This is a genomic window from Acinetobacter sp. I-MWF (assembly GCF_025433935.1).
Lineage (GTDB): Bacteria > Pseudomonadota > Gammaproteobacteria > Pseudomonadales > Moraxellaceae > Acinetobacter > Acinetobacter guillouiae.
In genome coordinates, this window is sequence record NZ_JAMBAR010000001.1 from 2,912,747 (window position 1) to 2,936,289 (window position 23,543).

17 protein-coding genes are annotated in these 23,543 nt (G+C 38.0%); 4 read left to right on the forward strand and 13 right to left on the reverse strand.

Annotation, left to right across the window (positions count from 1 at the left end):
• Positions 1-48: 48 nt before the first annotated feature.
• Positions 49-2,295 carry a bifunctional prephenate dehydrogenase/3-phosphoshikimate 1-carboxyvinyltransferase gene (locus M2R48_RS13560; protein ID WP_262086437.1) on the reverse strand — a complete coding sequence of 749 codons (2,247 nt, stop codon included), beginning with the start codon at positions 2,293-2,295 and terminating at the stop codon, positions 49-51.
• 32 nt (positions 2,296-2,327) lie between these two features.
• Positions 2,328-3,434: a prephenate dehydratase gene (gene pheA, locus M2R48_RS13565; RefSeq protein WP_004719240.1), complete on the reverse strand. Its 1,107-nt coding sequence runs from the start codon at positions 3,432-3,434 to the stop codon at positions 2,328-2,330.
• A 251-nt stretch (positions 3,435-3,685) separates the two neighbouring features.
• On the opposite strand from pheA, the gene M2R48_RS13570 reads away from it, so the two are divergent.
• Positions 3,686-4,204 carry a DJ-1/PfpI/YhbO family deglycase/protease gene (locus M2R48_RS13570; RefSeq protein ID WP_004719237.1) on the forward strand — a complete coding sequence of 173 codons (519 nt, stop codon included), beginning with the start codon at positions 3,686-3,688 and terminating at the stop codon, positions 4,202-4,204.
• A gap of 359 nt (positions 4,205-4,563) precedes the next feature.
• On the opposite strand, the gene M2R48_RS13575 is transcribed toward M2R48_RS13570, so the two are convergent.
• From M2R48_RS13575 to sohB, 3 genes are all read right to left on the reverse strand, one after another.
• Positions 4,564-4,863: a DUF1905 domain-containing protein gene (locus tag M2R48_RS13575; protein WP_262086438.1), complete on the reverse strand. Its 300-nt coding sequence runs from the start codon at positions 4,861-4,863 to the stop codon at positions 4,564-4,566.
• 305 nt (positions 4,864-5,168) lie between these two features.
• Positions 5,169-6,311 (reverse strand): acyl-CoA dehydrogenase family protein, encoded by a 1,143-nt coding sequence (locus tag M2R48_RS13580; protein ID WP_004719235.1) that lies wholly within the window; start codon positions 6,309-6,311, stop codon positions 5,169-5,171.
• Between the two features lie 194 nt (positions 6,312-6,505).
• Positions 6,506-7,468, reverse strand: a complete 963-nt coding sequence (sohB, locus tag M2R48_RS13585; RefSeq protein ID WP_262086439.1) for a protease SohB — start codon at positions 7,466-7,468, stop codon at positions 6,506-6,508.
• A gap of 626 nt (positions 7,469-8,094) precedes the next feature.
• Here sohB and M2R48_RS13590 point away from each other — a divergent pair.
• Positions 8,095-9,441 (forward strand): dicarboxylate/amino acid:cation symporter, encoded by a 1,347-nt coding sequence (locus M2R48_RS13590; protein ID WP_262086440.1) that lies wholly within the window; start codon positions 8,095-8,097, stop codon positions 9,439-9,441.
• Positions 9,442-9,926: 485 nt separating this feature from the next.
• On the opposite strand, the gene pstB is transcribed toward M2R48_RS13590, so the two are convergent.
• The 4 genes from pstB to M2R48_RS13610 form a co-directional block, all read right to left on the reverse strand.
• Positions 9,927-10,838, reverse strand: coding sequence for a phosphate ABC transporter ATP-binding protein PstB (pstB, locus tag M2R48_RS13595; protein WP_004719228.1), 912 nt, complete (start codon positions 10,836-10,838; stop codon positions 9,927-9,929).
• A 17-nt stretch (positions 10,839-10,855) separates the two neighbouring features.
• Positions 10,856-12,250: a phosphate ABC transporter permease PstA gene (gene pstA, locus M2R48_RS13600; protein WP_262086441.1), complete on the reverse strand. Its 1,395-nt coding sequence runs from the start codon at positions 12,248-12,250 to the stop codon at positions 10,856-10,858.
• Complete coding sequence (gene pstC, locus M2R48_RS13605; protein WP_004822570.1) at positions 12,247-13,626, reverse strand: phosphate ABC transporter permease subunit PstC; 1,380 nt, start codon at positions 13,624-13,626, stop codon at positions 12,247-12,249. Before pstC ends, pstA begins: the two co-directional genes overlap by 4 nt.
• A 103-nt stretch (positions 13,627-13,729) precedes the next feature.
• A complete protein-coding gene (locus tag M2R48_RS13610) occupies positions 13,730-14,737 on the reverse strand; it encodes a substrate-binding domain-containing protein (RefSeq protein ID WP_262086442.1) in 1,008 nt (335 codons plus the stop codon).
• Positions 14,738-15,595: 858 nt separating this feature from the next.
• On the opposite strand from M2R48_RS13610, the gene M2R48_RS13615 reads away from it, so the two are divergent.
• Positions 15,596-16,648 carry a Rieske 2Fe-2S domain-containing protein gene (locus M2R48_RS13615; RefSeq protein WP_151803100.1) on the forward strand — a complete coding sequence of 351 codons (1,053 nt, stop codon included), beginning with the start codon at positions 15,596-15,598 and terminating at the stop codon, positions 16,646-16,648.
• 200 nt (positions 16,649-16,848) lie between these two features.
• Entirely contained in the window at positions 16,849-17,514 is a 666-nt protein-coding gene (locus tag M2R48_RS13620) for an O-methyltransferase (protein ID WP_262086443.1), read from the forward strand.
• A 381-nt stretch (positions 17,515-17,895) separates the two neighbouring features.
• On the opposite strand, the gene M2R48_RS13625 is transcribed toward M2R48_RS13620, so the two are convergent.
• The 4 genes from M2R48_RS13625 to M2R48_RS13640 all read right to left on the reverse strand — a co-directional run.
• Positions 17,896-18,738, reverse strand: a complete 843-nt coding sequence (locus M2R48_RS13625) for a universal stress protein (RefSeq protein WP_004719212.1) — start codon at positions 18,736-18,738, stop codon at positions 17,896-17,898.
• A gap of 128 nt (positions 18,739-18,866) precedes the next feature.
• Positions 18,867-19,484, reverse strand: coding sequence for an acyltransferase (locus M2R48_RS13630; protein ID WP_096734469.1), 618 nt, complete (start codon positions 19,482-19,484; stop codon positions 18,867-18,869).
• Positions 19,477-20,073: an IMPACT family protein gene (locus tag M2R48_RS13635; protein WP_262086444.1), complete on the reverse strand. Its 597-nt coding sequence runs from the start codon at positions 20,071-20,073 to the stop codon at positions 19,477-19,479. The genes M2R48_RS13630 and M2R48_RS13635 overlap by 8 nt, the downstream gene beginning before the upstream one ends.
• Before the next feature lie 116 nt (positions 20,074-20,189).
• On the reverse strand, positions 20,190-23,543 hold a 3,354-nt coding region (locus M2R48_RS13640), incomplete at its 5' end, for a type I secretion C-terminal target domain-containing protein (RefSeq protein ID WP_262086445.1).

A 23,543-nucleotide genomic window follows, 5' to 3' on the forward strand; every position in this document is an offset into this window, starting at 1 on the left:
TGCTTGGCTGTTTTTAATTAATTATACAAATATTAGACAAGGACGGATTTATTCAGTGACTTCAATCTGAAGCCCCGCCTGATTGGTGAGTTCAGTAAATGTAGGGAAACTTGTTGCTACAGTTTCAGTGCCAATAATCTTAATCTCGCCAGAGTTACGTAAACCCGCCATCGAAAAACTCATTGCAATACGATGGTCATGGTGCGATTCAATTTCACCGCCAGAGAAAATAGCAGACCAGTCGCCCGATTTACCTTTTCCTTCAATGATGATGCCATCATCAGTTGGCGTACAATCAATCCCCATGGTTTTCAAACCATCTGCCATCACTTGGATACGATCAGACTCTTTAACCCGTAATTCAGCGGCACCTGTCAACACCGTTTGCCCTTCAGCACATGCCGCAGCAATAAACAAAGATGGAAACTCATCAATCGCCAATGGTACTTGATCTTCAGGCATATGAATGCCTTTCAATGTACGGGTACCACGGATACGGATATCAGCAATCGGCTCACCGCCTGCAATTCTTTCATTTTCAACAGTTAAGTCTGCACCCATTTGCTTAAGGATTTCGATTACGCCTGTACGAGTTGGATTAATCCCAACAGCTTCAAGGGTAATATCTGAACCTTCAGTAATGGCAGCGCCCACCATAAAGAATGCAGCAGAAGAAATATCAGAAGGCACTTGAATCTCTGTCCCAACTAACTTTCCACCACCGTGTAATGAAATACGATTACCTTCCGTTTTCACAGCATAACCAAAAGCACGTAACATACGCTCAGTATGGTCACGGGTTGGTTCAGGTTCAGTCACAGATGTTTCACCCTCTGCCCATAGACCTGCCAATAAAATCCCAGATTTGACTTGCGCAGATGCCATTGGCAAATCGTAATGAATGCCTTTCAGTGCTTGAGCACCAGTGATAGAAACAGGCGGAGTACCACGTTCACCCGTGGTTTGAATTTGTGCACCCATTTCACGTAAAGGTTTTGCAATACGCTCCATTGGACGCTTAGACAAAGACGCATCACCCGTCATCACAGAGTCAAACTGTTGTGCTGAAAGCATGCCTGAAAGCAAACGCATCGATGTACCAGAATTACCCATGTACAGTGCCGTTTTGGGTGCTTTTAAACCATGAATACCCACACCATGGATGGTCACTTCACCATTTTTAGGGCCTTCAATACTGACCCCCATATCGCGAAATGCTTGAAGTGTTGCTAAAGCATCTTCACCTTCAAGGAAACCTGTAACGTGGGTTGTACCTTCAGCAATTGCACCAAACATGATGGAACGATGTGACACTGACTTGTCACCCGGCACGGTAAATTTACCTTTAAATGTCTTCTCACCTGGCAAAATGGTAAATTGTTGTGTCACCTTATTTTTCTCCATCAAAGGTTTATTGGCGAGCATATGATTGAAATGCTGTCGTGCCGCTTGTGCATGTCCTAGCAATCCCATCAGGGCTTGTGAATTCTCATCTTCAATCAGTTGACGTAATGTCGCAAGTTGCGTTTCAAAACCATCAACTGCTTTCAATATGGCTGTTTTATTGGCAAAAAATATATCATGCCACATCTGCGGATCACTGGCAGCAATACGTGAGAAGTCACGAAAACCTCCAGCGGCATAACGGAAAATATCTAAGTTATCTTCACGATTTGCAAGCTGTTCGACCAGATTAAATGCCATCAGATGCGGTAAATGACTGGTATGTGCCAACACTTCATCATGTTTGTCCACATCCATACAAATGACTTCTGCTTTTGCAGCCTGCCAAAGCTGAATCAGTTTTTCAACTGCCCAATCAGCACTAGTCGGCAACGGCGTTAGAATCACTTTATGATTCACAAACAAGTCAACTTTACCTGCATGGACACCTGTATGTTCTGCACCAGCAATTGGATGACCAGGTACAAAACCTACAGGAAGATTTTCACCATAGACAGCATGAGCTGCTGCCACCACGTTCCCTTTGGTACTTCCGACATCGGTAATAATGGCGTTTTCAGAAACATAGGCTTGAATCGTTTCAAGTACTTTCTGAGTTGCACGAACGGGCAAAGCCAGAACGATTAAATCTGCATCTTTTACCGCTTCGACAGGATCACTAAAACCCGCAGAAATAATTCCTAAAGCTTTTGCATCTTCCAGCGTTTTCTTTGAGCGGGTTGACGCAACAACATTTTCAGCAAGATGTTCGGCTGCAATCACACGGGCTAGACTTGAACCAATCAGTCCAAGTCCAATAAAAGCAACTTTTTTAAATAAAGGTTGTGACATAACGATTTTGAACTACCTATTTCACAACGACATCAAAGCACAGCAATCGGATATGAACCCAGTACACGTACTTCTTTAACCAATGGACGAATATCTTCAATCGCCGCTTTAACATTGTCCTGTTCCACATGACCTTCAAGATCAATGAAGAATACATACGCCCATTTTTCAGGTAATGCTGGACGGGTTTCAATACTGGTCAAACTAATGTTGTGTTTTGCAAATGGTGCAAGAATTTCCAATAAAGCCCCTGCACGGTCATGTGCTGAAATCAGCAATGAGGTTTTATCATTGCCACTTTGCGGTACTTTTTCACGGCCGATTACCAAGAATCGTGTCGTATTTTCAGGGTTATCTTCAATATTGCCGTGGAGAACTTCTAAGTCGTAAATACTTGCAGCCACATCAGATGCAATTGCTGCTGAATGCCATTCATTGCGAATACGGCGGGCAGCCTCTGCATTTGAGCTTAAAGCTACACGTTCTACACCCGGATAATGTGCATCCAACCACTTACGACATTGCGCAAGTGTTTGTTGATGTGCATAAATTTGTTTAATACTGTCTTTACGGGTATTTGAAGAAATCAGGAATTGGTGATGAATACGCAATTCAACTTCACCAATCACATTTAAATGCGATGCTTTAAAACAGTCTAAAGTATGGTTGACGACACCTTCAGACGAGTTTTCAACTGGAACTAAACCATAATGTGCACTGCCCGCTTCAACCTCACGGAACACTTCATCGATCGTTGGTAGTGGACGAACCACAGCATCCTGACCAAAATGTTTTAATACAGCAGAATGGGTATAAGTGCCGACTGGACCTAAAAATGCAATACTTTGTGGTGCTTCCAGTGCCAAACATGCAGACATAATTTCACGGAATAAACGTGCCATGGTTTGATCTGACAACGGCCCTTCATTACGCTCCATAACTTGACGTAAAACCTGTGCTTCACGTTCAGGACGATAAAATAACGGATTCTCTTCTGCTGCAAATTTTGCTTTAGCAACTGATTCCGCCAGTTTTGCACGGCGATTGATAAGTTGTTGGATTTGCTGATCTACAGAGTCAATATCTTCACGGATTTGAGCAAGATCTAGAGAAGTCGTTTTTTGATCATCGTTGATCATTGTTATGTCGCCCTTTAAAGTCGAGAATTACGAGAAGTCTATGTTTTAGACCACTGACAGTATAACAATAGTTCAGTTTAATTTGTTGGGCAATAGTGCATTTTTCAATGTTTCACTTTCAACTTATATATTGAATAAAATGTCATCACTTTATAACTTTTCTGACCACAAAATGAATTACAAAGCAGCTATAGAATTTTAAGCATTGCGCTCTATGATAAAAAGCATAAGCGCATTTCGAGTCATAGAATATGAATAAAAAAATCGCTGTTCTCATTACCCATGATTTCGAAGATGCGGAATATCATCATCCCGTTGAAGCTTTTCGAGCTGCAAGCCATTCTGTGCGCAATATTGAAAAGTCTGCGGGGAATATTGTGTATAGCAAACAAAGAAAATCTTCGGTCAGTATAGATTTAGGTATTGATGAAATCTCTGTTCGGGATTTTGATGCGTTGATGATTCCGGGTGGATATTCCCCTTATCATCTTAAAGAAGATGAACGATTTATTGATTTTTTACGTAATTTTGCCAATGCGCAAAAACCTATTTTTTTATGTTGTTACAGTAGCCATTTGCTTATCGATGCACAAATTGCCATTGGACGACGCTTAACCTCGATTGAAGATATCCTCAAAGAACTTAAAGACGCTGGCGCTGTGGTTTTTGATCGCGAAGTGGTAAACGACAACAATTTATATATTTCTTCACGCTCGACTTTTGAACTGCCTATCTTTATTAATGAATGTTTAAATGTATTAAGTGCTTAGCTTATTAGTTTTAACCTTGTTTATGAGATTTTGTATCTCTTTTATAAGTCAAAATAATCATATTGCATGAATCATATGAGTATTGAAAGCCCATTCCTCATTTGGGAAAAGACTAGGATGACGGAGCTTTTATGTTGATCTATGCTTTAAAAAGGATTTACGACTGAAGCTTAATATAAAAATTTAAAAGCTCATCCAAAAAGCGAAATCATTAATTCACGTATCATTGCCTGTACCAATGGGTCTAAACGTTTAAGCTAAAATCACGTTGTAAGGGCTTTACAGCGATATGATTTGACTTATTCAATACAGCCTCACTAGTGGTCAAATATACATAATCAAAGCTTGACCATTAAAACTTATAACAGAATTGAAAAAGAAATATGATCTCCTGAATATATCTTCTCTTTTTTGCGAATCTCTGCTTTAAGTGGCAGTAAATAGCCCTCTGATTGCTTGTCAGGAAATATAGATGTTTTCCAGATACTTTTACCCAGTGTGACAGTAATAGGTACAGCACCCCAGCTTCGTTTCTGATGAATGTATTTTTTTATTTCTTCAGATTGTAATTTGGAAATAAGAGCATAATGCCATCCACCAACACCCAAATACTGCTGGACTGTTGATTCAATTTGAAAAGAAACTCCATAATCCATCATTTTAATTTCACTCAAAAGTTTAAACAGCTTATCGTTGTTATATCTACTTCATTCGCCAATTCTATTTTTTAGATAAGGCATGAGCACATTACCACTGACTTATTATTGTACAAATCCAATCAAGCAAACAAGACCTACACCTACGTATTTGATCAATTGTTGTTTGCTCTACCTTTACTTTTTAATATTTGTTTTTCAATATATTTATTTGATTTTTCTCAATATATTCCCATCAAAATAAAAAAGCTGTTCATGTTTCATAAAAAACATGAACAGCTTATATTTATATTAGTGTTACATATACACTATCGACCAATGATGCCACGTGCCACGATTTCTTTCATGATTTCATTTGTACCACCATAAATACGCTGAATACGTGCATCTACAAAGAAACGAGAAATTGGATATTCCGTCATATAGCCATAACCACCAAACAGTTGTAGCAAGCTGTCGATGATTTTCATCTGCATATCCGTACTAAAACTTTTTAAAGCTGCTGCTGTTTCAACATCCAATTTACTTTGTTTATACAAAGCTAGATTTTGGTTATAGAATGCTGCTGTTGCCAACTCATCAATTTTTGCTTGAGCCAAAACAAAACGAGTATTTTGGAAGCTGCCAATTTTCTGACCAAACGCTTGACGTTCCTGTACATACTGAGTAGTGATATCGATTGCACCACGAATTGCACCAAGTGCCGTTGCTGCAATTGCAGTACGTTCACGAGGTAACTCTTGCATCAAATAGGCAAAACCTTGACCTGCGCTACCTAACAATTGATTTGCTGGAACTTTAACATTATCAAAGAACAGTTCTGAGGTATCTTGAGAATGCAAACCAATTTTATCGAGGTTGGTGCCTTTTTTAAATCCATCTAGATGTGTATCAACCAATAAAAGTGACACACCTTTTGCACGCGCTTGAGGATCAGTTTTTGCTGCCAATACCACTAAATCTGCATGCTGACCATTTGAAATAAACGTTTTAGAACCATTCAAAACATAATGGTCACCATTTAAAATCGCACTACTGCGCATCCCTTGTAGGTCTGAACCCGCACCCGGTTCCGTCATCCCAATTGCGCCCACAACTTCACCTGACACCATTTTCGGTAACCAGTATTGTTTTTGTTCTTCGTTGGCAATATGCAAAATATAAGGAGCTGCAATTTCTGAATGGCATGAAATCGCGGTAGACAATGCACCATAGCCTGCACGTGCAGACTCTTCAACCAACATCAATGAATATTCAGTTGGAACGCCATAACCACCATACGCTTCAGGTACATCTACACAAAGATAGCCATTTTCACCCAATAATGACCATACTGAACGTGGCATTAAACCTTCTTTTTCCCATTGCTCATAAAATGGAGCAACGTGTTCACTCATAAAACGTTTAAAGTTATCACGAAAAAGTTCTAAATCTGCATCATATGCCAACATGTCTTGTATTCCTTTCAATCTGAGTTTTTGATTTTATGATCCCTAGCATGCTAATCATTTTTGACGGACTTGTCATGACCACATGAGGTCATTTTTTCTGAGCATTTTTGCGAATAAAGAAAAGACTTTTCCATAAAAAAAGAGTAATCAGCTTTCGCCAATTACTCTTCAGGTTGTCAATAAGCAATTAAAACTTAGAATTTATCGTCTTTAAACATCGGTAAAGAGGAATTTAGCTTGGTGATCTCACTCATCAATTTATTCACAACGGATGGAATTAAGGCATCTGCCATTTGTGCAGCTTGTAAACCTAACTTTTCGCCAAGTGTTGGCTTACGACGTGTTTGAATCACATATACGTCATGTTGTGGCAATAAGCTCAGCAAGTATTCATCTGAAGTTTGCAATTTATCCACTAAATTTAAATTGCGCGCATCTTCACCATACCAGTGTTCACCTGTTGCAACTTTTTCGACATTGAGTTGCGGGCGATATTTTTCAACAAAATGCTTAAATAATTGATGCGTTTGTTGTAACTCTTCTTCAAATTTTGCTTTACCTTCTGGGGTGTTTTCACCAAACATCGTCACAGTACGTTTAAACTGACCTGCGGTATATAGCTCAAAATCAACATGATGTTCTTTTAACAGTCGATTAAAATTAGGGACTTGCGCAACAACGCCAATCGAACCAACCACAGCAAATGGTGCAGAGACGATTTCACTTGCGATACACGCCATCATATAACCGCCACTCGCAGCCACTTTATCCACGCAAATCGTCAGATTAATGCCTGCATCACGTAAACGAACCAATTGTGCAGCTGCAAGACCATAACCATGCACCATACCACCTGGGCTTTCTAAACGAACAATGACACGATCACGCCCTGCTTTTGCTGTCGCAAGAATTAATGTAATTTCTTCTCTTAAGTTTTCTACAGCTGAAGCCTGTACATCTCCTTTAAAATCTAAGACATAGATTTTTTGATTATTTTTTTTACGTACACGTGCTTCTTTTACAAACTGTTGAGTCAGTTGAAACAATTCCAATTTCGATGCAGTTGACTGAGCAATTCTTTTTCTTTGCTCATTAATTCGAGCATTTAAATGACTGATGCGAATTTCTGCGGGTACTTTGGGTAAATGAAATAACATAGAATTTATAATCTCGAATATCTAAGGAAATGCTTTTCTAATAAGATGCGGACGGATCAGTTAAATTTCAATACACTTTTTGAAAAATTCGACAAAACTCAATTCACTTCGACTTGATGCATGATCAAAAGATTTAGCTAGACTTTTAAAAACAACAATAACTAAATTTTAGTTATAGAATACATAGCTTTTTTTTATAGTTAAAAACGCATGAAAATTCGAGTAAAGATAAGCGTTTTGAATAAATTAAGATTTTATTAATAGTTTTTACATCTAAGTTAAGCTTTGCAGATTTCAGCATATTCAGCGACTTTATCTTGAAAATAACGCAAATGCCACTTGGTAGAACTTTTGCTGGCTTTTCTTATGACAAATTCACATAAAAAAACATAGACATGTTTATATCAAACAGAAAATACAAATAATCATATATCACACATTTTAAAAATTTATATTGGGTTATTTACCAGCTCTTTTTATCTAAATAACATATTTGTTATTTTGATTAAACTATTTAAAATCAACACGTTAAAAAGAATAATTACATTTTTTAAATTTATGAACATTATCGTGTCATTTCTTTAAAAAATGTTTAATTTTATCAACATCAAGGATAAGGATTGAGTATGGATATCTCCTCACACGATGAACACCTACCCCCTAAAAAACAAAAGTTTTATCAAATCCTCTATGTTCAGGTTATTTTTGCCATTGTACTTGGTATCCTTCTTGGACACTTTTGGCCAGATATTGGTGCAAGTTTAAAACCATTAGGTGATGCATTTATTAAACTGGTCAAAATGATTATTGCGCCTGTTATTTTCTTGACGGTTGTCACTGGAATATCAGGCATGAAACATATGGGAACTGTAGGACGAGTAACGGGTAAAGCAATGCTTTATTTCCTAACATTCTCTACACTCGCATTAATCGTCGGGATGATTGTTGCCAATATTATTAAACCAGGACAAGGTTTAAATATTGACCCTACATCATTGAAATCAGAGAAAGTTGTTGAGTACGCTGAAAAAGCACATGACGCTTCGATTGTCGACTTCTTACTGAATATTCTTCCAACAACCATCGTTAGCCCATTAACAAGTGGTGACATTCTACAAGTTCTATTTGTTGCCGTATTATTTGGTTTATCCTTGGCTGCGGTAGGCGAAAAAGGTCAACCGATTGTAGACTTCTTAAATAACCTTACAGCACCCGTATTCCATTTAGTTGGAATGCTGATGAAATTTGCTCCAATTGGTGCTTTTGGTGCAATGGCATTTACAATTGGTAAGTATGGTATTGAAAGTATTGGAAATCTTTTACTTTTAATTATGACATTCTATATCACTGCCCTACTCTTTATTCTGGTTATTTTGGGTGCTGTAGCACGTTATAATGGATTTAGAATTACAGATCTGATTCGCTATATCAAAGATGAATTATGGTTAGTTTTAGGGACCAGTTCATCTGAAGCCGCACTTCCATCATTGATGCGTAAAATGGAAAAAGCAGGCTGCGAAAAATCCGTGGTTGGCTTGGTTATTCCTACCGGTTATTCATTTAACCTCGATGGTACCAACATCTATATGACGATGGCAGCGCTCTTTATTGCACAAGCATGTAATATCGATTTGAGTATTCAAGACCAAATCTTATTATTGCTCGTTGCAATGCTGAGCTCTAAAGGTGCTGCTGGTGTTACAGGTGCCGGATTTATTACTTTAGCAGCCACATTGTCTGTTGTTCCAGCAGTTCCTGTTGCAGGTATGGCTTTAATTCTAGGTATTGACCGCTTTATGTCTGAGTGTCGTGCACTAACCAATTTAGTTGGTAATGCTTGTGCGACGATTGTTGTGGCGCGTTGGGACAATGCTTTAGATAAAGACAAACTGGCTGCTGCATTCGCTCATCCGAGTAAAGCACACTATGATGCTAAAGCAGTTGAACAACATCGTGAAGATCCAACCGATTAAAAACATCCGATAAGTAATATTTGTAATAAGAAGGAGCTTTTGAGCTCCTTTTTTTATATAAAGCAACTATGAATAGATCAAAAAATTAAAAATAACAACCAATTGCTATTCGCATATAAAATAAAGCACTAACTGAAAAATAGGTTTAATACACAAAGCTTAAAATGATGTATTTCTTAAAAGCATTTGTCTAATTTACCCATTCTCAATAGATTGGTTTTATTCAGACAATACCAAACTTAAACAAAAATACTTCATTCAAAAGACTTAACGAAAACAGTATTACTCCCCTATTTCAGTACTCATCAATGAATAGATTTAGACGATCCATTCATTATTTTAAAGCTTAAGTTTTTAATAGTTTTTGATCCACCATTCTCATCAATTTAATTCATTGCTTCAGACTCTTATATACTTTATCTATAAAAAAAGAGCCTTTCGGCCCTTTAATTTCACATCTAAACTTATCTTGATTAATATTCTACTTAACCGAAACGGCCGGTAATATAAGCTTCAGTCAATTGGTGATCTGGTTGAGTAAAGACTTTCTCTGTAGAGTTCACTTCGATTAAGTCACCTAAATGGAAGTATGCTGTACGATCAGAAACACGCGCTGCTTGTTGCATGGAGTGGGTTACAATTGCGATTGTATATTGCGTAGAAAGCTCAGAGATTAACTCCTCAACTTTTGCTGTAGCAATTGGATCGAGTGCAGAACAAGGTTCATCCATTAAAATCACTTCAGGGCTTACCGCAATCGTACGTGCAATACACAAACGTTGTTGCTGACCACCTGAAAGACCTGTACCTGGCTGACTTAAACGATCTTTAACTTCATCCCACAAACCTGCTTTACGCAAGCTATTTTCAACAATCTCTTCCAAATCATACTTATCTTTGGCCAAACCATGCAGTTTAGGCCCATAAGCAACATTATCAAAAATTGATTTAGGAAACGGGTTTGGTTTTTGAAATACCATTCCAACTTGAGCACGAAGCAACACAACATCTAGATTTGGATCATAAATGTCTTGGTTGTCTAAGCGCACTTTACCTGTTACACGGCAAGTATCAATCGTATCATTCATACGGTTCAAGGTACGTAGAAATGTTGATTTACCACAACCTGATGGTCCAATAAATGCAATCACTTCATTTTCATAAACTTGAAGATCAATACCCTTAATCGCTTCTGCGTCACCATAGTAAACATGCACATCTTCAGCACTAAGTTTCACAGTTGTATTTTTTTCTTTCTTCGGTGTCGAAGACTCAAACTGGGAGACAAAAGAAGTGCTTGCTTGCTTTTGCTTACTATCAGTCGATGTAAATTGAGATTGTTCAGAATTCACGGTTGTATCCTGTCTTAAGGAATTTTTAGTTTCTACAGTATTCATCTCTATTCTGCCCTCTTTTACCAGCGAACTTCAAATTTCTTACGTAACCAAATTGCAAAGCTGTTTAGACCGACCATAAGTGCCAATAACACAATGATGGCTGCAGCCGTACGCCCTTCGAAGAAGTTACGTAATTCATTACCTTGCCATAAGTAAACTTGAACAGGTAAAGCCGTAGATTGATCTAATGGAGATACTGGAATATTTGCAACGAAAGCGCTCATACCAATTAATAGTAATGGTGCGGTTTCACCCAATGCATGAGCAATACCAATAATCGCACCTGTCATAATCCCCGGTAGAGCCAAAGGCAATACATGGTGGAATACTGTTTGTAAACGAGAAGCACCAATACCTAACGCCGCTTGGCGAATTGATGGTGGTACTGCTTTCAATGAAGCACGTGTGGTAATAATTACTGTAGGCAAAGTCATTAAACTTAAGACCAAACCACCAACCAAAGGTGCTGATATAGGTAAATGCATCCAACCAATAAAGATGGCAGCACCCAACAGACCAAATACAATCGATGGAACTGCTGCAAGGTTATTGATATTGACTTCAATGATGTCAGTAATAAAGTTTTTCGGTGCAAACTCTTCTAGATAAATCGCACTTGCTACACCCAATGGAATAGAAATCGCGATCACAATTAACATCATGAACAATGAACCCATAAACGCACCAGCCAAACCTGCTGTTGCTGGTGAGCTGCGTGAATCTGGATTGGTGAACATTTGCGTGTTAAAAGTACGGTTAATAATCCCCTTCGCAGCCAAGTCATCAGAAAGTTGACGCACTTCTGGACTAAGTTGTTGCTGCTCATCAGGCAATGAACGATCGATATGACCAGCCAACCACACATCAATATTGGCATCAGCAAGGAAATTAAGTTCTACCGTTTTACCAATCAATGCTGGGTCTTTAAAGACCATATCACGGATACGATATGCTTCTGAACTGGTGTAAATACTTGAAAGATCATCACGACGACTTTCGAGTGCAGGGTCTTTTGCAATGATTGCATTTACAATCAATGCATCCCAATCGACCATACCCATTTTTGTTTGCCAGTCGACATAACGCTCTTGAAATACAGCAGGAGATTCGCCCACTTTTTGTGTTGGTTTTGGTCCAGCATCAATCATACTTGGATCAAAATACACAGGTACAGTCATACTTGCTTGCCAAAATGCTGGCAACCCTTTGTATAAGATACTTCCAAATAAAATTGCAACAAATGCCAAACCAATAATCACTGCTGAAAAACCAGCAAAACGGAAGGTCTTTTCTTTACGATGGCGTTTTGACAATGAGCTGGCGATTTTAGCTTTACGTTTTTCTCGCAACTCAGCGGCAGCTTGAGGATCAAATACATTTTGATCCACAGGAGATGTATTTGATGTACTCATTCGTATTGCTCACGATATTTACGCACGATATAAAGTGCGACAATGTTTAAACACAATGTAATGGTAAATAAAGTTAAACCCAGCGCAAACGCAACCAATGCCTGCGGACTTGCAAAGTCTGTGTCGCCTGTTAATTGTTTTACAATCGTTACAGTAACTGTTGAAACAGCTTCAAGTGGATTGATATGTAACAATGGACTATTACCAGCAGCAAGAACCACAATCATGGTTTCACCGACTGCACGAGATACTGCAAGTAAGAATGCACCCGTAATACCTGGTAAGGCAGCTGGAAGAACCACTTGACGAATGGTTTCAGATTTGGTCGCACCTAAACCTAAAGAACCATCACGTAGGGCACGTGGCACTTGAGTGATAATGTCATCTGACAAAGAAGATACGAATGGGATAATCATAATACCCATTGCAAAACCTGCGGTTAATGCACTGGTCGCATTAACTTCAACACCAATTGAATCACCAATAGATTTGAAGATTGGGCCAATCACCATCATGGCAAAAACACCATAAACAATGGTTGGAATACCTGCTAAAACTTCAATTGTCGGCTTTGCCCATGAACGGAATCGAGGTGAAGCATATTCAGCAAGATAAATTGCAATCATTAAACCCAGTGGAACAGCAACCAGTAGTGCAATACCACTGACCATGAGTGTTCCCCACAGTAATGGTAATAAACCATAACTTCCTTCAGCATTACCTGAAGTACTAAAGCCAGGATTCCACTCTGTACCAAAGAAGAAGTCGATTGGACTTACAAACTGGAAAAAGTGCATCGCTTCACTGAACATCGACATCACAATACCCACAGTCGTGAGAATCGCAACACCTGAACACAGAATCAAAACAACGTTAATAGTTTTTTCAACTTCGTTACGTGCGCGAAATTGTTGACTAATTCTTTTTCTTGCCCAAATCAATCCAAGGATCGCAGCACACGTTACCACAGCAAACTTTGCAAACGAGCCAATTCTTTCAAATTTTGAGAGTTGTTCTGCAGCTGCAACCTCATAAGCTGCTGGCGTATCTGTCACACCAAAGCCAGAGGCAATTGCTTTAATACGATCTACCAGTACATCTACCCCAGCTGTATCTAGCGATGAAGCAATATTTGCTGGAACATTTTTTAAAATTAGATGTTGTAAAACACTTGGTTCTACCAAGTTCCAAACGATCAAAATTAAAAAAGCTGGGATTCCACACCACAACGCCACCAAAGAGCCATAATAGCCAGGACGTGAATGTAAAATTGCAGTGTTATTTCCCTTACCTGCTAGGCTTCGGCTTTTTCGTAGCCCGATTTGATATGCGATAGCGATTAAAGCCAATAACACGCCAATGAGTAGCAGATTCATGTATTCTCCACCGTTTTTTCAATTTTAATGATTTGAAAAAACTCTACTTAGCAAGGAAAGCCGATGGTAGTCACCCACCATCAGCTCCATTATTGCGGTTTTATTATTTACCAGCTTTAAAACCAGCCAATACTTTTGCACGTTCAGCATCAGACAATGAAATCAAACCTGCTTTGTCTAGCTTAGAACCTTTACCAGATACTTTCTTGTTAAGGAAATATTCAGTATATTCTTTTAAGCCTTTGATTGACTGTAAATGCTCACCTTTCACATAGAAGTATAAAGGACGAGATACAGGGTAAGTACCATTTAGTACAGTTTGCTCAGAAGGAACAACGTTGTTCACTGTCGCAACACGTAATTTATCTTTGTTTTGATCATAAAAACCTAAACCAAATACACCTACCGCACTTGGAGATGTTTTTAAACGTGCTAGAGTTTCAGTATAATCACCTGCAATTTCAATTACTTTACCGTCTTTACGGAAGCTAGAACATGCTTTTTTCTGCGCGTCTTTGTCTAACTTTTTAAAGTAATCATAACTTTCACAACCCGCTTCAACCATTTTTTCTTGGAACACTTCACGTGTACCGTGGTTAGAAGCAGGAACAACTAAAGTAATTGGCTCATTTGGAAGAGACTTGTCAATTTGGTTCCAACGCGTATATGGGTTTGGTACCAATTTACCATTTGATGGTAATTCAGCAGCTAGGGCTGCAAATACGTGTTGTGGACGTAATTTATAAGCTGCTTTGCTTGCATTTGAAGCAAAAACGATACCGTCATAACCGATTTTTATTTCTTGGATTTTATTTACGCCAGCTTTTTTACATGCTGCAATTTCAGTATCTTTAATTTTACGTGAAGCATTTGCGATATCAATTGTGTTATCGCCTACACCTGAACAGAACTGTTTAAGACCAGCAGAACTACCGCCTGAGCCAACTACAGGTGCTTTAAATTGAGGGAAAGTATTACCAAATTCTTCAGCAACAATACTCGCATAAGGAAGTACAGTAGAAGAACCAGCGATTTGGATGGTATCACGAGCGTTTGCTGCTACTGCTGCCCCTGAAACTGCTAATGCAAGTGCGATGTGATTAATGCGCATTCTTTTCTCTCTTAAATAAACTGCTATTTTGAAGTACACCACTTCTTGTTGTGTCGTACTTTTCGGATAACTGCATTTTGATTTTAAAATATGACAAATAAGTTACAGCTTTATGACGCTTTTATGATATTTGATAATTCACATTTGATTTTATTAAAAATCTTTTAAATTCAATATGTAATCAACTGTGTTCTATTTTTTAAATTTGAGGATATTACAATTCAAATTGTAATATTTCATGTGTATGTCACAAAAGATGTATTAAGGTTTACCCATTTCAAGCGACACTATATGTCGTGATAGCCTTATTTTCTCATCTAAAAACCCTTAAAATAAATAAAAAAGAGCAATTTAAATGATCAGATTAAATCGTAAAGAATGGCATGAAACTTTTCTAAAAATGGTAGCCTCAGCCAGCATGATCACGTTTATTATCTATATGAGTTGTTGGATTATTTACTTTTTATTGGCACAAATTAGCCAATACAATCTGATCCAAAATATTGTCATTAGTTTTAGCTTCATCAGTTTATTTATATTAACCATGCAAACCTTACGTTCAATGTATCAGGTCTACTATTTGCCTTTAATGAATAGTTGCAGGTTAAATTATCAAAAAATTATTTTCTTTTGCAGCAGTTTCTCCATCGCACTTATTGTAGTCAGCTCATTTTTATTAAATTTTGGAAAAATGTTAAAAGATTATTACAACTAAGCAGATATAAATGATCGCCGCTGCGCATGCCTACTATGCAATCAAGTGTTCTATTTTTCTTAATCATTCCGCACAATAATTGAAATTTCAAAGAACACGGCATTGTTTTATATTCAAATGAGCACTCCTTAAAAGATTTGAATATGAATAGCAAAACGCTGAACAGCTTTAACCCAGACCTTCCCGTTCATATGAGCTTCTCCGAACATGATTGGCAGCTCTTAGCCCAATATTGGTATCCAATTGCATTAGCAAGAGACATTACTGAGCAGCCACTCGGAACCATGTTGCTAGATATGCCATTGGTCATTTATAAAATAGGTGCTGAAATTATTGTTGCCAAAGATGCTTGCCCACATCGCGGTGTTCCGTTAAGCATCGGAACAAATGATGGTCAAGGTATTGTTTGCCGTTATCATGGTTTACGCTTTGGTGAAAATGGTAAATGTAATCGTATCCCAGCTCATCCCAATCATAAAATTTCGGACCGTTTCCACCTTAAAACCTATGCTGCTATTGAACGTTATGGATTAATCTGGTGTTCACTTTTAGCAAAAGAACAGGATATAGCCAATATTCCAAACATGCCGCATTGGGATGAGACCACGTACCAACAACTGGTTTGTCCTCAAGTCGATTTAAAATGCTTTGCTGGTCGACAATTGGAAGGCTTTATCGATGTTGCTCATTTTGCATGGGTACATCCAGAAACTTTTGGTGACCCAGAAAATACTGAAGTGCCTGATTACACCACGCAAGAAACAGACTATGGCTTTAGTGCAGATTATATCAGTAGTGTGGGTCGTTACCCAATTGGTCTAGATCAATTAGGACAAGCGGATTTTCAATGGCTACGCCATTTTGAAATTCATTTGCCTTTTACCGCAACATTAACCATTCATTTCCCCAATCAAGCGAAACAGGTCATTATGAATGCTGCCTCGCCCATGACAGCACGTAGTACTCGATTATTTGCCCCCATTTGTCGTAACTATGATCAAGATTTACCAATAGAAGATGCTTACGAATACAACCTTAAAATCTTTGAAGAAGACCGTTTGATCGTTGAGACACAAAAACCAGAATATCTACCTTTAGATTTATCCATTGAAGCACACTTCCCTGCTGATCGCAGTTCAAGTATGTATCGCCGTTTATTAAGGAAAATTGGATTTAGCCCATTATTCGCCGCATAAATCAGTTTCATCACCATGTTTTATAGAAGTTGATCAGGCTTCTTTAAAACAATAAAACCTGAATGTATCGCTCTATATATTTATAATTTTTTCCAGTTGATTAAATTTAACTCAAAAGTTTCTATTAAAATTGCACTCTTCGATTAAAAGATTAAAATGCACATTACATAAATGAAGTGACTCCAATTAGGTGGTATAACATGCAACAAATGTGGTCAGACATCGATGCCTATATCGAATCACATTTAATTCCTGAAGATCCAATCCTCATACAAACATTAAAAAACACTGAGGATAAAGGATTTCCAGACCACCTTGCTGTTGCCGCAAATCAAGGCATGTTATTGCAAATGTTGATTCAAATGAACAAGTGCAAACGTGTTTTAGAATTAGGTACTTTTGCAGCGTATAGCACCATGTGGTTAGCCCGTGCGCTACCTGAAGATGGCTATATTTTAACGATTGAGGGTCGTGATACGCATGCTGCTTTAGGTCAAGAAAATATAGATCAGGCCAAGCTCAAACAAACTGTTGAATTAAAATGTGGTCGTGCAGCTGATATTTTAAAAGCGTTACCTGAAGCTACAGAACCTTTTGACTTTATTTTTGTCGATGCTGATAAACAAAGCTATCCTGAATATTTAGAATTAAGCTTAAACCTGTCGCATTCAGGTACAGTGATTGTTTTGGACAACGTGATTCGTGCTGGTGACATTCTTAACCCAGACAACATCAAACCAAGTATTGAAGGGATCCGTGACATGTATAAAGCCATGCAAAACCATCCTAAAATTCTGTCATGTACAGCTTTGCAAACTGTAGGTAACAAAGGACATGATGGTTTTGCTATTGCAATTGTAAAATAAAGCATGCTTATTTAATTTTTAAAGCTGCTATTTAGATAGCAGTTTTTTTATAGCTAAAATTTTAATAAGTCCATCGTAGCTTCAATCATTCTCTTAGAGTTATCCCCTGAACTTGTTTGTAGAATTGTGGATAACTCAATAATGCTTTAATAAACCCATGAAAATAAAATACTTTTAATCGTCGATTAATTTTCAACCAGTTAAATTCATGGTTCATGAAAAAGTGCTTGCATTTCAAAATGCAATATTTTTATCAAATTTTTTAATCAAAAAAAATGCCACAAATCATATTATTTGTGGCATTTCATCTCTTCTGTTTGATCGGTCATTTGACTCAATGTCGATTGCTCAATCGCGTTGTCTTTTATCTTCAAATCAAACTTATTTTGCGACCAACAATGGAACTGCAGCGTTTCTAAAAATAGTGGTCGTTACACTACCCAAAAAGAATTGATGAATTTTACTATGACTAAATGCACCTAGAACAATCAATTGAATTTGATGCTGATCTTGATAATCCAAAATATTTTCAGCAACATCACCATAACGGTACTCTACCACCACATCTAAACCTGCATCTTTTAAACGTTGCGCAGGCTCATTGAGAATTTCAGGATGATCACCGACATAGAGTAAATGGCATTGTAAAAGTTTAAGCAAATCACTTTTTTCAACACGTTTTAGCATTTTTTGACATGTTTCTGAAAGCTCATAAGCAAAAATAAACCGTGTAGGTGGTTTAAATGTTTGCCCAACAGTTAATACGGTACTTTTGGTTCCACGAATAAAGTTTTCAACATTACTGCCCAATATTTTATTCTTCTCAGCTGAACGCTCACCCACTCGACCGATGACAGCGATATCATCTTCAGTCAATTCATTGAAGCTTTGTTCGAGAAAATCACCTTTGGCTTGAATTTGAATTGGTGTGATATTGTATTTTTCTTGAATCATTTCAGAAATATGCTTGAGTAAATTGTTACTGTAATCCAGTGCTAACTCACTTTGCTTTTGTTCAAGTTCAGCCAGCTCTTTAAGTAACATCGCATTACTTTCAAAGCCAATTACCCCACTAATTTCCCCTAAATGATAACTTGCAGGGTAATAATCCAATACTTGCAATAAAACCAGTTCACGACCAGTTTTTTGAGCAATCCATGCGGCTGCTTCTGCCAATGCATTGATGCACGGAGAAGAGTCAATACAAGCCACTACTCTGTTCATTTTAACCTCGCTTTAGCTTTACAGCTTTGGGTCTATATTATTTTAAATTAGCATAAGTTTTTATAAGTTTGGACAACTTTATGTAATTAATTCCATAATTTAATTATGTATTTGTACAAACTGTGCGTTCATTCACGATAACGAATAAAACGCGCTGGGTTCCCAGCCACAATTTCTCGTTCAGCTACATTTTTAGTGACCATACTATTCATTCCAATCACCGCATGTGAAGCAATTTTTACACCATCTTTCACACCAACATGCGCGCCCAACCAAACATCCTGACCAATTTCAATGCCTTTGGAGGTCACAGCTTGTTGATAAACAGGAATATTCAAATCCATCCCATGATCAAAAGCATAAAGATGACAATAGGCGGCTATACGAACTTGATCATGTAATTTAATACCGACTTTGCCCCCATCCAAAATACAATGATGGTTGATCGCGACTTCATTACCAATCTCTAACGGTCCATGCAAGGTACAATCTGCCGCAATAAAAGTATTATCCCCAATGACAATTTTCCGACCAGGCTCAGCAAATATATGCGCTAATGGTGAAATAAAACAATTTTGACCTATTTCAACAGTTTCCATTGCCATCAAATACGCTTGATACTGCTGCTGCCACTGCTCCGCCCAAACTCGATTTTTCGGTTTAAGCGAATAATATAGCCACGGCATATAATTTAAGCGATGCTTATGTTGTTCGCGATATTTCAATAATGGGTCTTGCTCAATCATCAGCGTCTTCCAACAATTTAAGTTGCTCACGCCCACGCGTTACATCTTGAATTTTTAACTTAAGTGGATCAATTTGATGTATTTGTAATAATGCCTCAACTTCAACCCCAACAGCAGTATATTGTTCTGTATATTCAATACCTTGGGTATTTAATTCATACTGAAAAATTGACCATTCGCTAAATTGGCATTGAAAATAAATTTTCTTCTTTTCAATCAGTTCTATTTTTTCAGCCAAAAGCAAACATTGCCCTGCACAGCCACCATAGGCACGAACTAAACCACCTGTACCCAACTTGATGCCACCATACCAACGATTGACCAATACAATTGCATTGGTTAAATCATTGCCCTCAATGGTCGCAAGGATCGGGCGACCTGCTGTACCTGAAGGTTCACCATCGTCATTAAAACGAACATTATGACCTATTTTCCATGCCCAACATTGATGGGTTGTTGTTAGATCTAAATGTTTTTCCAGAAACATTTTAACTTGCTGTTCATTTTCAACAGGCGCTGCAATGGCTTGAAATCGACTCTTTTTAATATCTTCCTCAAAAATCGTTTCGGATACAAGTGTATAAACCATAATGAAAATAAAACATTCAAACTCAATATAATGCCATTATAACGTGCTTTTAAAAGACATTGGGCAATAAAAAAACCCTAAGCGAACTTAGGGTTTTTTTCTATTCACTTACTAAGTTACAGGACAAGCTGATGATTTTGAAGCAAGAGTTTCAAGATATCATCTTCAGTTTTGCCGTTAAATGCAGCACCTGATTGCGCCAAATTATCCAATTGGAGTAAATCAGTTTTGCCAGTGTACGTAGTACCTGCACCATCACGATCTAGGGTGAGTGTGACATTATTACCATCAACTCTAACACCAAGATAGTTTTTCAAATAGTTTGCCGATGCTGTTAAATCAGCTGTGATATTTGCACTGTTAAAACCAATCAGTAAATCAGAAATATCAATGATGTCTGCATTCGTATCAGTATTCACATTTCCAGAATGGAAGTCTGTCCAATGATCAACACCATTTCCACCACTTGCACTTGCACTTTCCAATACATGATATACAAGTACATCTGAACCAGCATGACCTGTAAAGGTATCATTCAGTTCACCACTAATCAGTGTATTACGTAGAGCATCACCAGTCGTTATTGCATCAACAGTTACTGTAAGAGATGCTATATGATCTTGACCAAAAACAGAGAGTTTGTAATCAAATACTTCTTGACGACCAATTACGCCTGTACTCGGTGTATACACATAGCTTCCATCACTTTTAACAAACAGACTGCCATATTCACCTTGTACAGTTACGCCGTTATATCCCACTTCAACAAAGTGGCCACTCCCCGTATCAATACTGAATTTTGCATAAGATGGATTATAAGTATCATCTGTCAACATGTTGCCAATAATTGGAGCTGCGGTTACTGGGCCAATTTCATTATAGTGAGTAATATCTTGCGCTAGGCTCACTGTAGCAGTAAATCCAAGACCTGTATTACCTGATGCAGATGCTTCGATTGTATATTTACCTGGTGGTAAATTATCAATATCTACAGTCAATGAACTTCCAAGTGCATTGAGTAAAGGCGTACCTGTTTTTGTACCGACGATTACACCACTTGCATTCTTGATTGTTAAAACAAAGGTTGGCAATACAGAAATTGAAAGTGCTGGCACATTAACTTTAATTTGTACTTTTGAAGTATCAGTATTCGCAATATCAAATGTTGTTGCAGTATAAGTACCACTACCACCTAAACCAAATATACCAGCTGTAACATTAAATGTACCTTGATTAGCTGCACTTACTGTTTGCACTACATTCGTTACAGCACCAATAGCGACATGCTCTGCATTGTCTAGAATGATTGGAGCTGGAAGAGATACATCATTTTGTGGATTTGTATTATCCCAAACCACGCCAGAGTTATCACCATCGATACGGATATTCAAATGCGCAGAGGCTTCACTACCATTAAAGTCCCTGATCGTATAGGTAAATGTATCTACCTTACCAATATCAGCAGGATTACCATTACTTACATATTTATAATGTCCGTTTGGAGAAATATAAAGTGTTCCGTAAGCACCAACCACAACCGTGTTTGCACCTGATAATGTGACTGCAGGATCCCCCACTTCATTGGCCACTTTAGTGACAAATGTTGTTGTATTTACTTCATCTGCACCATCCACACTTGTAATTACATTTCCTTCTATGGTACTTGAACCTAAATATTTATTGGTTTGGTCTTGCATGGTTAATTCAACACCACCAAATAACTGTGCAGATGCTGTCGAATCCAATAAATTCAAGATTTGTTGTAATAAACCAGAATCCGTTGGTTTCTCTTGCAGTGCGATGGTATAAACGCCTGGTGGCAAATTATCTAAATTAATCTGACCAGAATAATTAAAGATAATGCCCAACAATCCAGGTGGAGTTAGCTTTACAGCATCTTCCACGATGAAGTGTTCTTTTTGTATTACACCATTTTCATCCACATATTGACGTTCAAGTACAGCATTGAAAAACTTATCTGCCGTACCTAATAAAGCACCAATAAGACCGCCTATCGCAGCACTTACAACACTACCGCTTACATTGACATGAATACTTGACGTGCTGTTTTCTTCAACTTCAAAATTAAATGGTACGGTATTTCCTAAAGAGATATTTAATCCAAGTAAATTTACGCCCAATAATTGTGAAGCTCTGCCATGTACACTAACATCATCACCCACGGATTCATGATAATTTTTAACAGTTGCAAGGTCATCATGAGCAACAACCTGATCAACATGATCTGGTGGTGTTAATTCACCTGGGTCTGCTGGCGTTCCTGCAATATTAATAATGATTTGAGCTGTGTCAGATGTTGTTCCATTCGACAGCTTATAATCAAATATTTCAGTTTTTCCAAGAGCTGCTTCTCCGGCTGTCACCGTATAGGTAAAGGCTCCTGTTAGAGTATTAATTTCAAGGCTTCCATACTCTCCTTGAATCGTAACACTACCTTGTGCAACAGACGTACCATCTATTTCAATGATCGAACCACCACTGACTACATCTTGTCCATTGCCATTATCAACAAAAACATTGCCTGTTAATGCATAGTTAGCAAAAACTTCTTCAGTTCCCGTTACGCTGATATTTGTTTTTTCATAAATCGTTAATAAGTTTGATAATAAAGGAGCAACCGCAGCATTAACAATATAATCAATTACTCCAATTGGTAATACATCTAGTAACTGGTTCACTACACTTGAAAGTGGTAAACCGATTGTATTAACAGGGATTAAGATTGTATTGACTAAAGCGAGAATTGGAGCACCCAATACTGGGCCAAGTACTGCATTAATTGCTACTCCGATAGCTGCTGCATTTGAAGCCCCCAGAATTTCTCCTTCGCCTCCAAGGTCACTAATAGCAACATCTTTGAGTAACGTCGTTAGAGCACTATCATCTGCTTTAACTGCAACTGTATAATTACCTTCAGGTAAATTAGTGAAATCAAGTTTAATTGAGTCGTTACTATTCACGACACCAATGATTCCAATACCACCAACTGTGACAATTCCACCTTGGCTACTACCACGTGCAACCTCCACTGGTCCATTGGCAGTTTGCTGATAAATAACAATCTGAACAGCCTCACCGACCGAAATCAGGTCTTGTTGCGAAACTGTGACCGAAATATTACCAGTCGTTGCCTTACCTGCACTTCCTGTCGTTTGTGGAATTGAGAAATCTAGACCAGTAGCATTATTCCCTAAAAGATCAACAACAGCGATATCTGAACCCGCAACTTCTGTACGGTTTACACGAACTTCTTGACCTAGATTTAATGCAAACTCATCATTTACAGCATTAAGTGGCGGAAGAACAACTGAACCATTGTCTACCGCTGTCGGTGGAAGGGTTGCTGCATCATTACCAGCTGCATCTTGGATCGCATTTGGATCATTAGCCGTGGTTGGATCGGTATAACCCACCGTCACCGCTTGACCTAAAGTCACTGGTGCACCCAA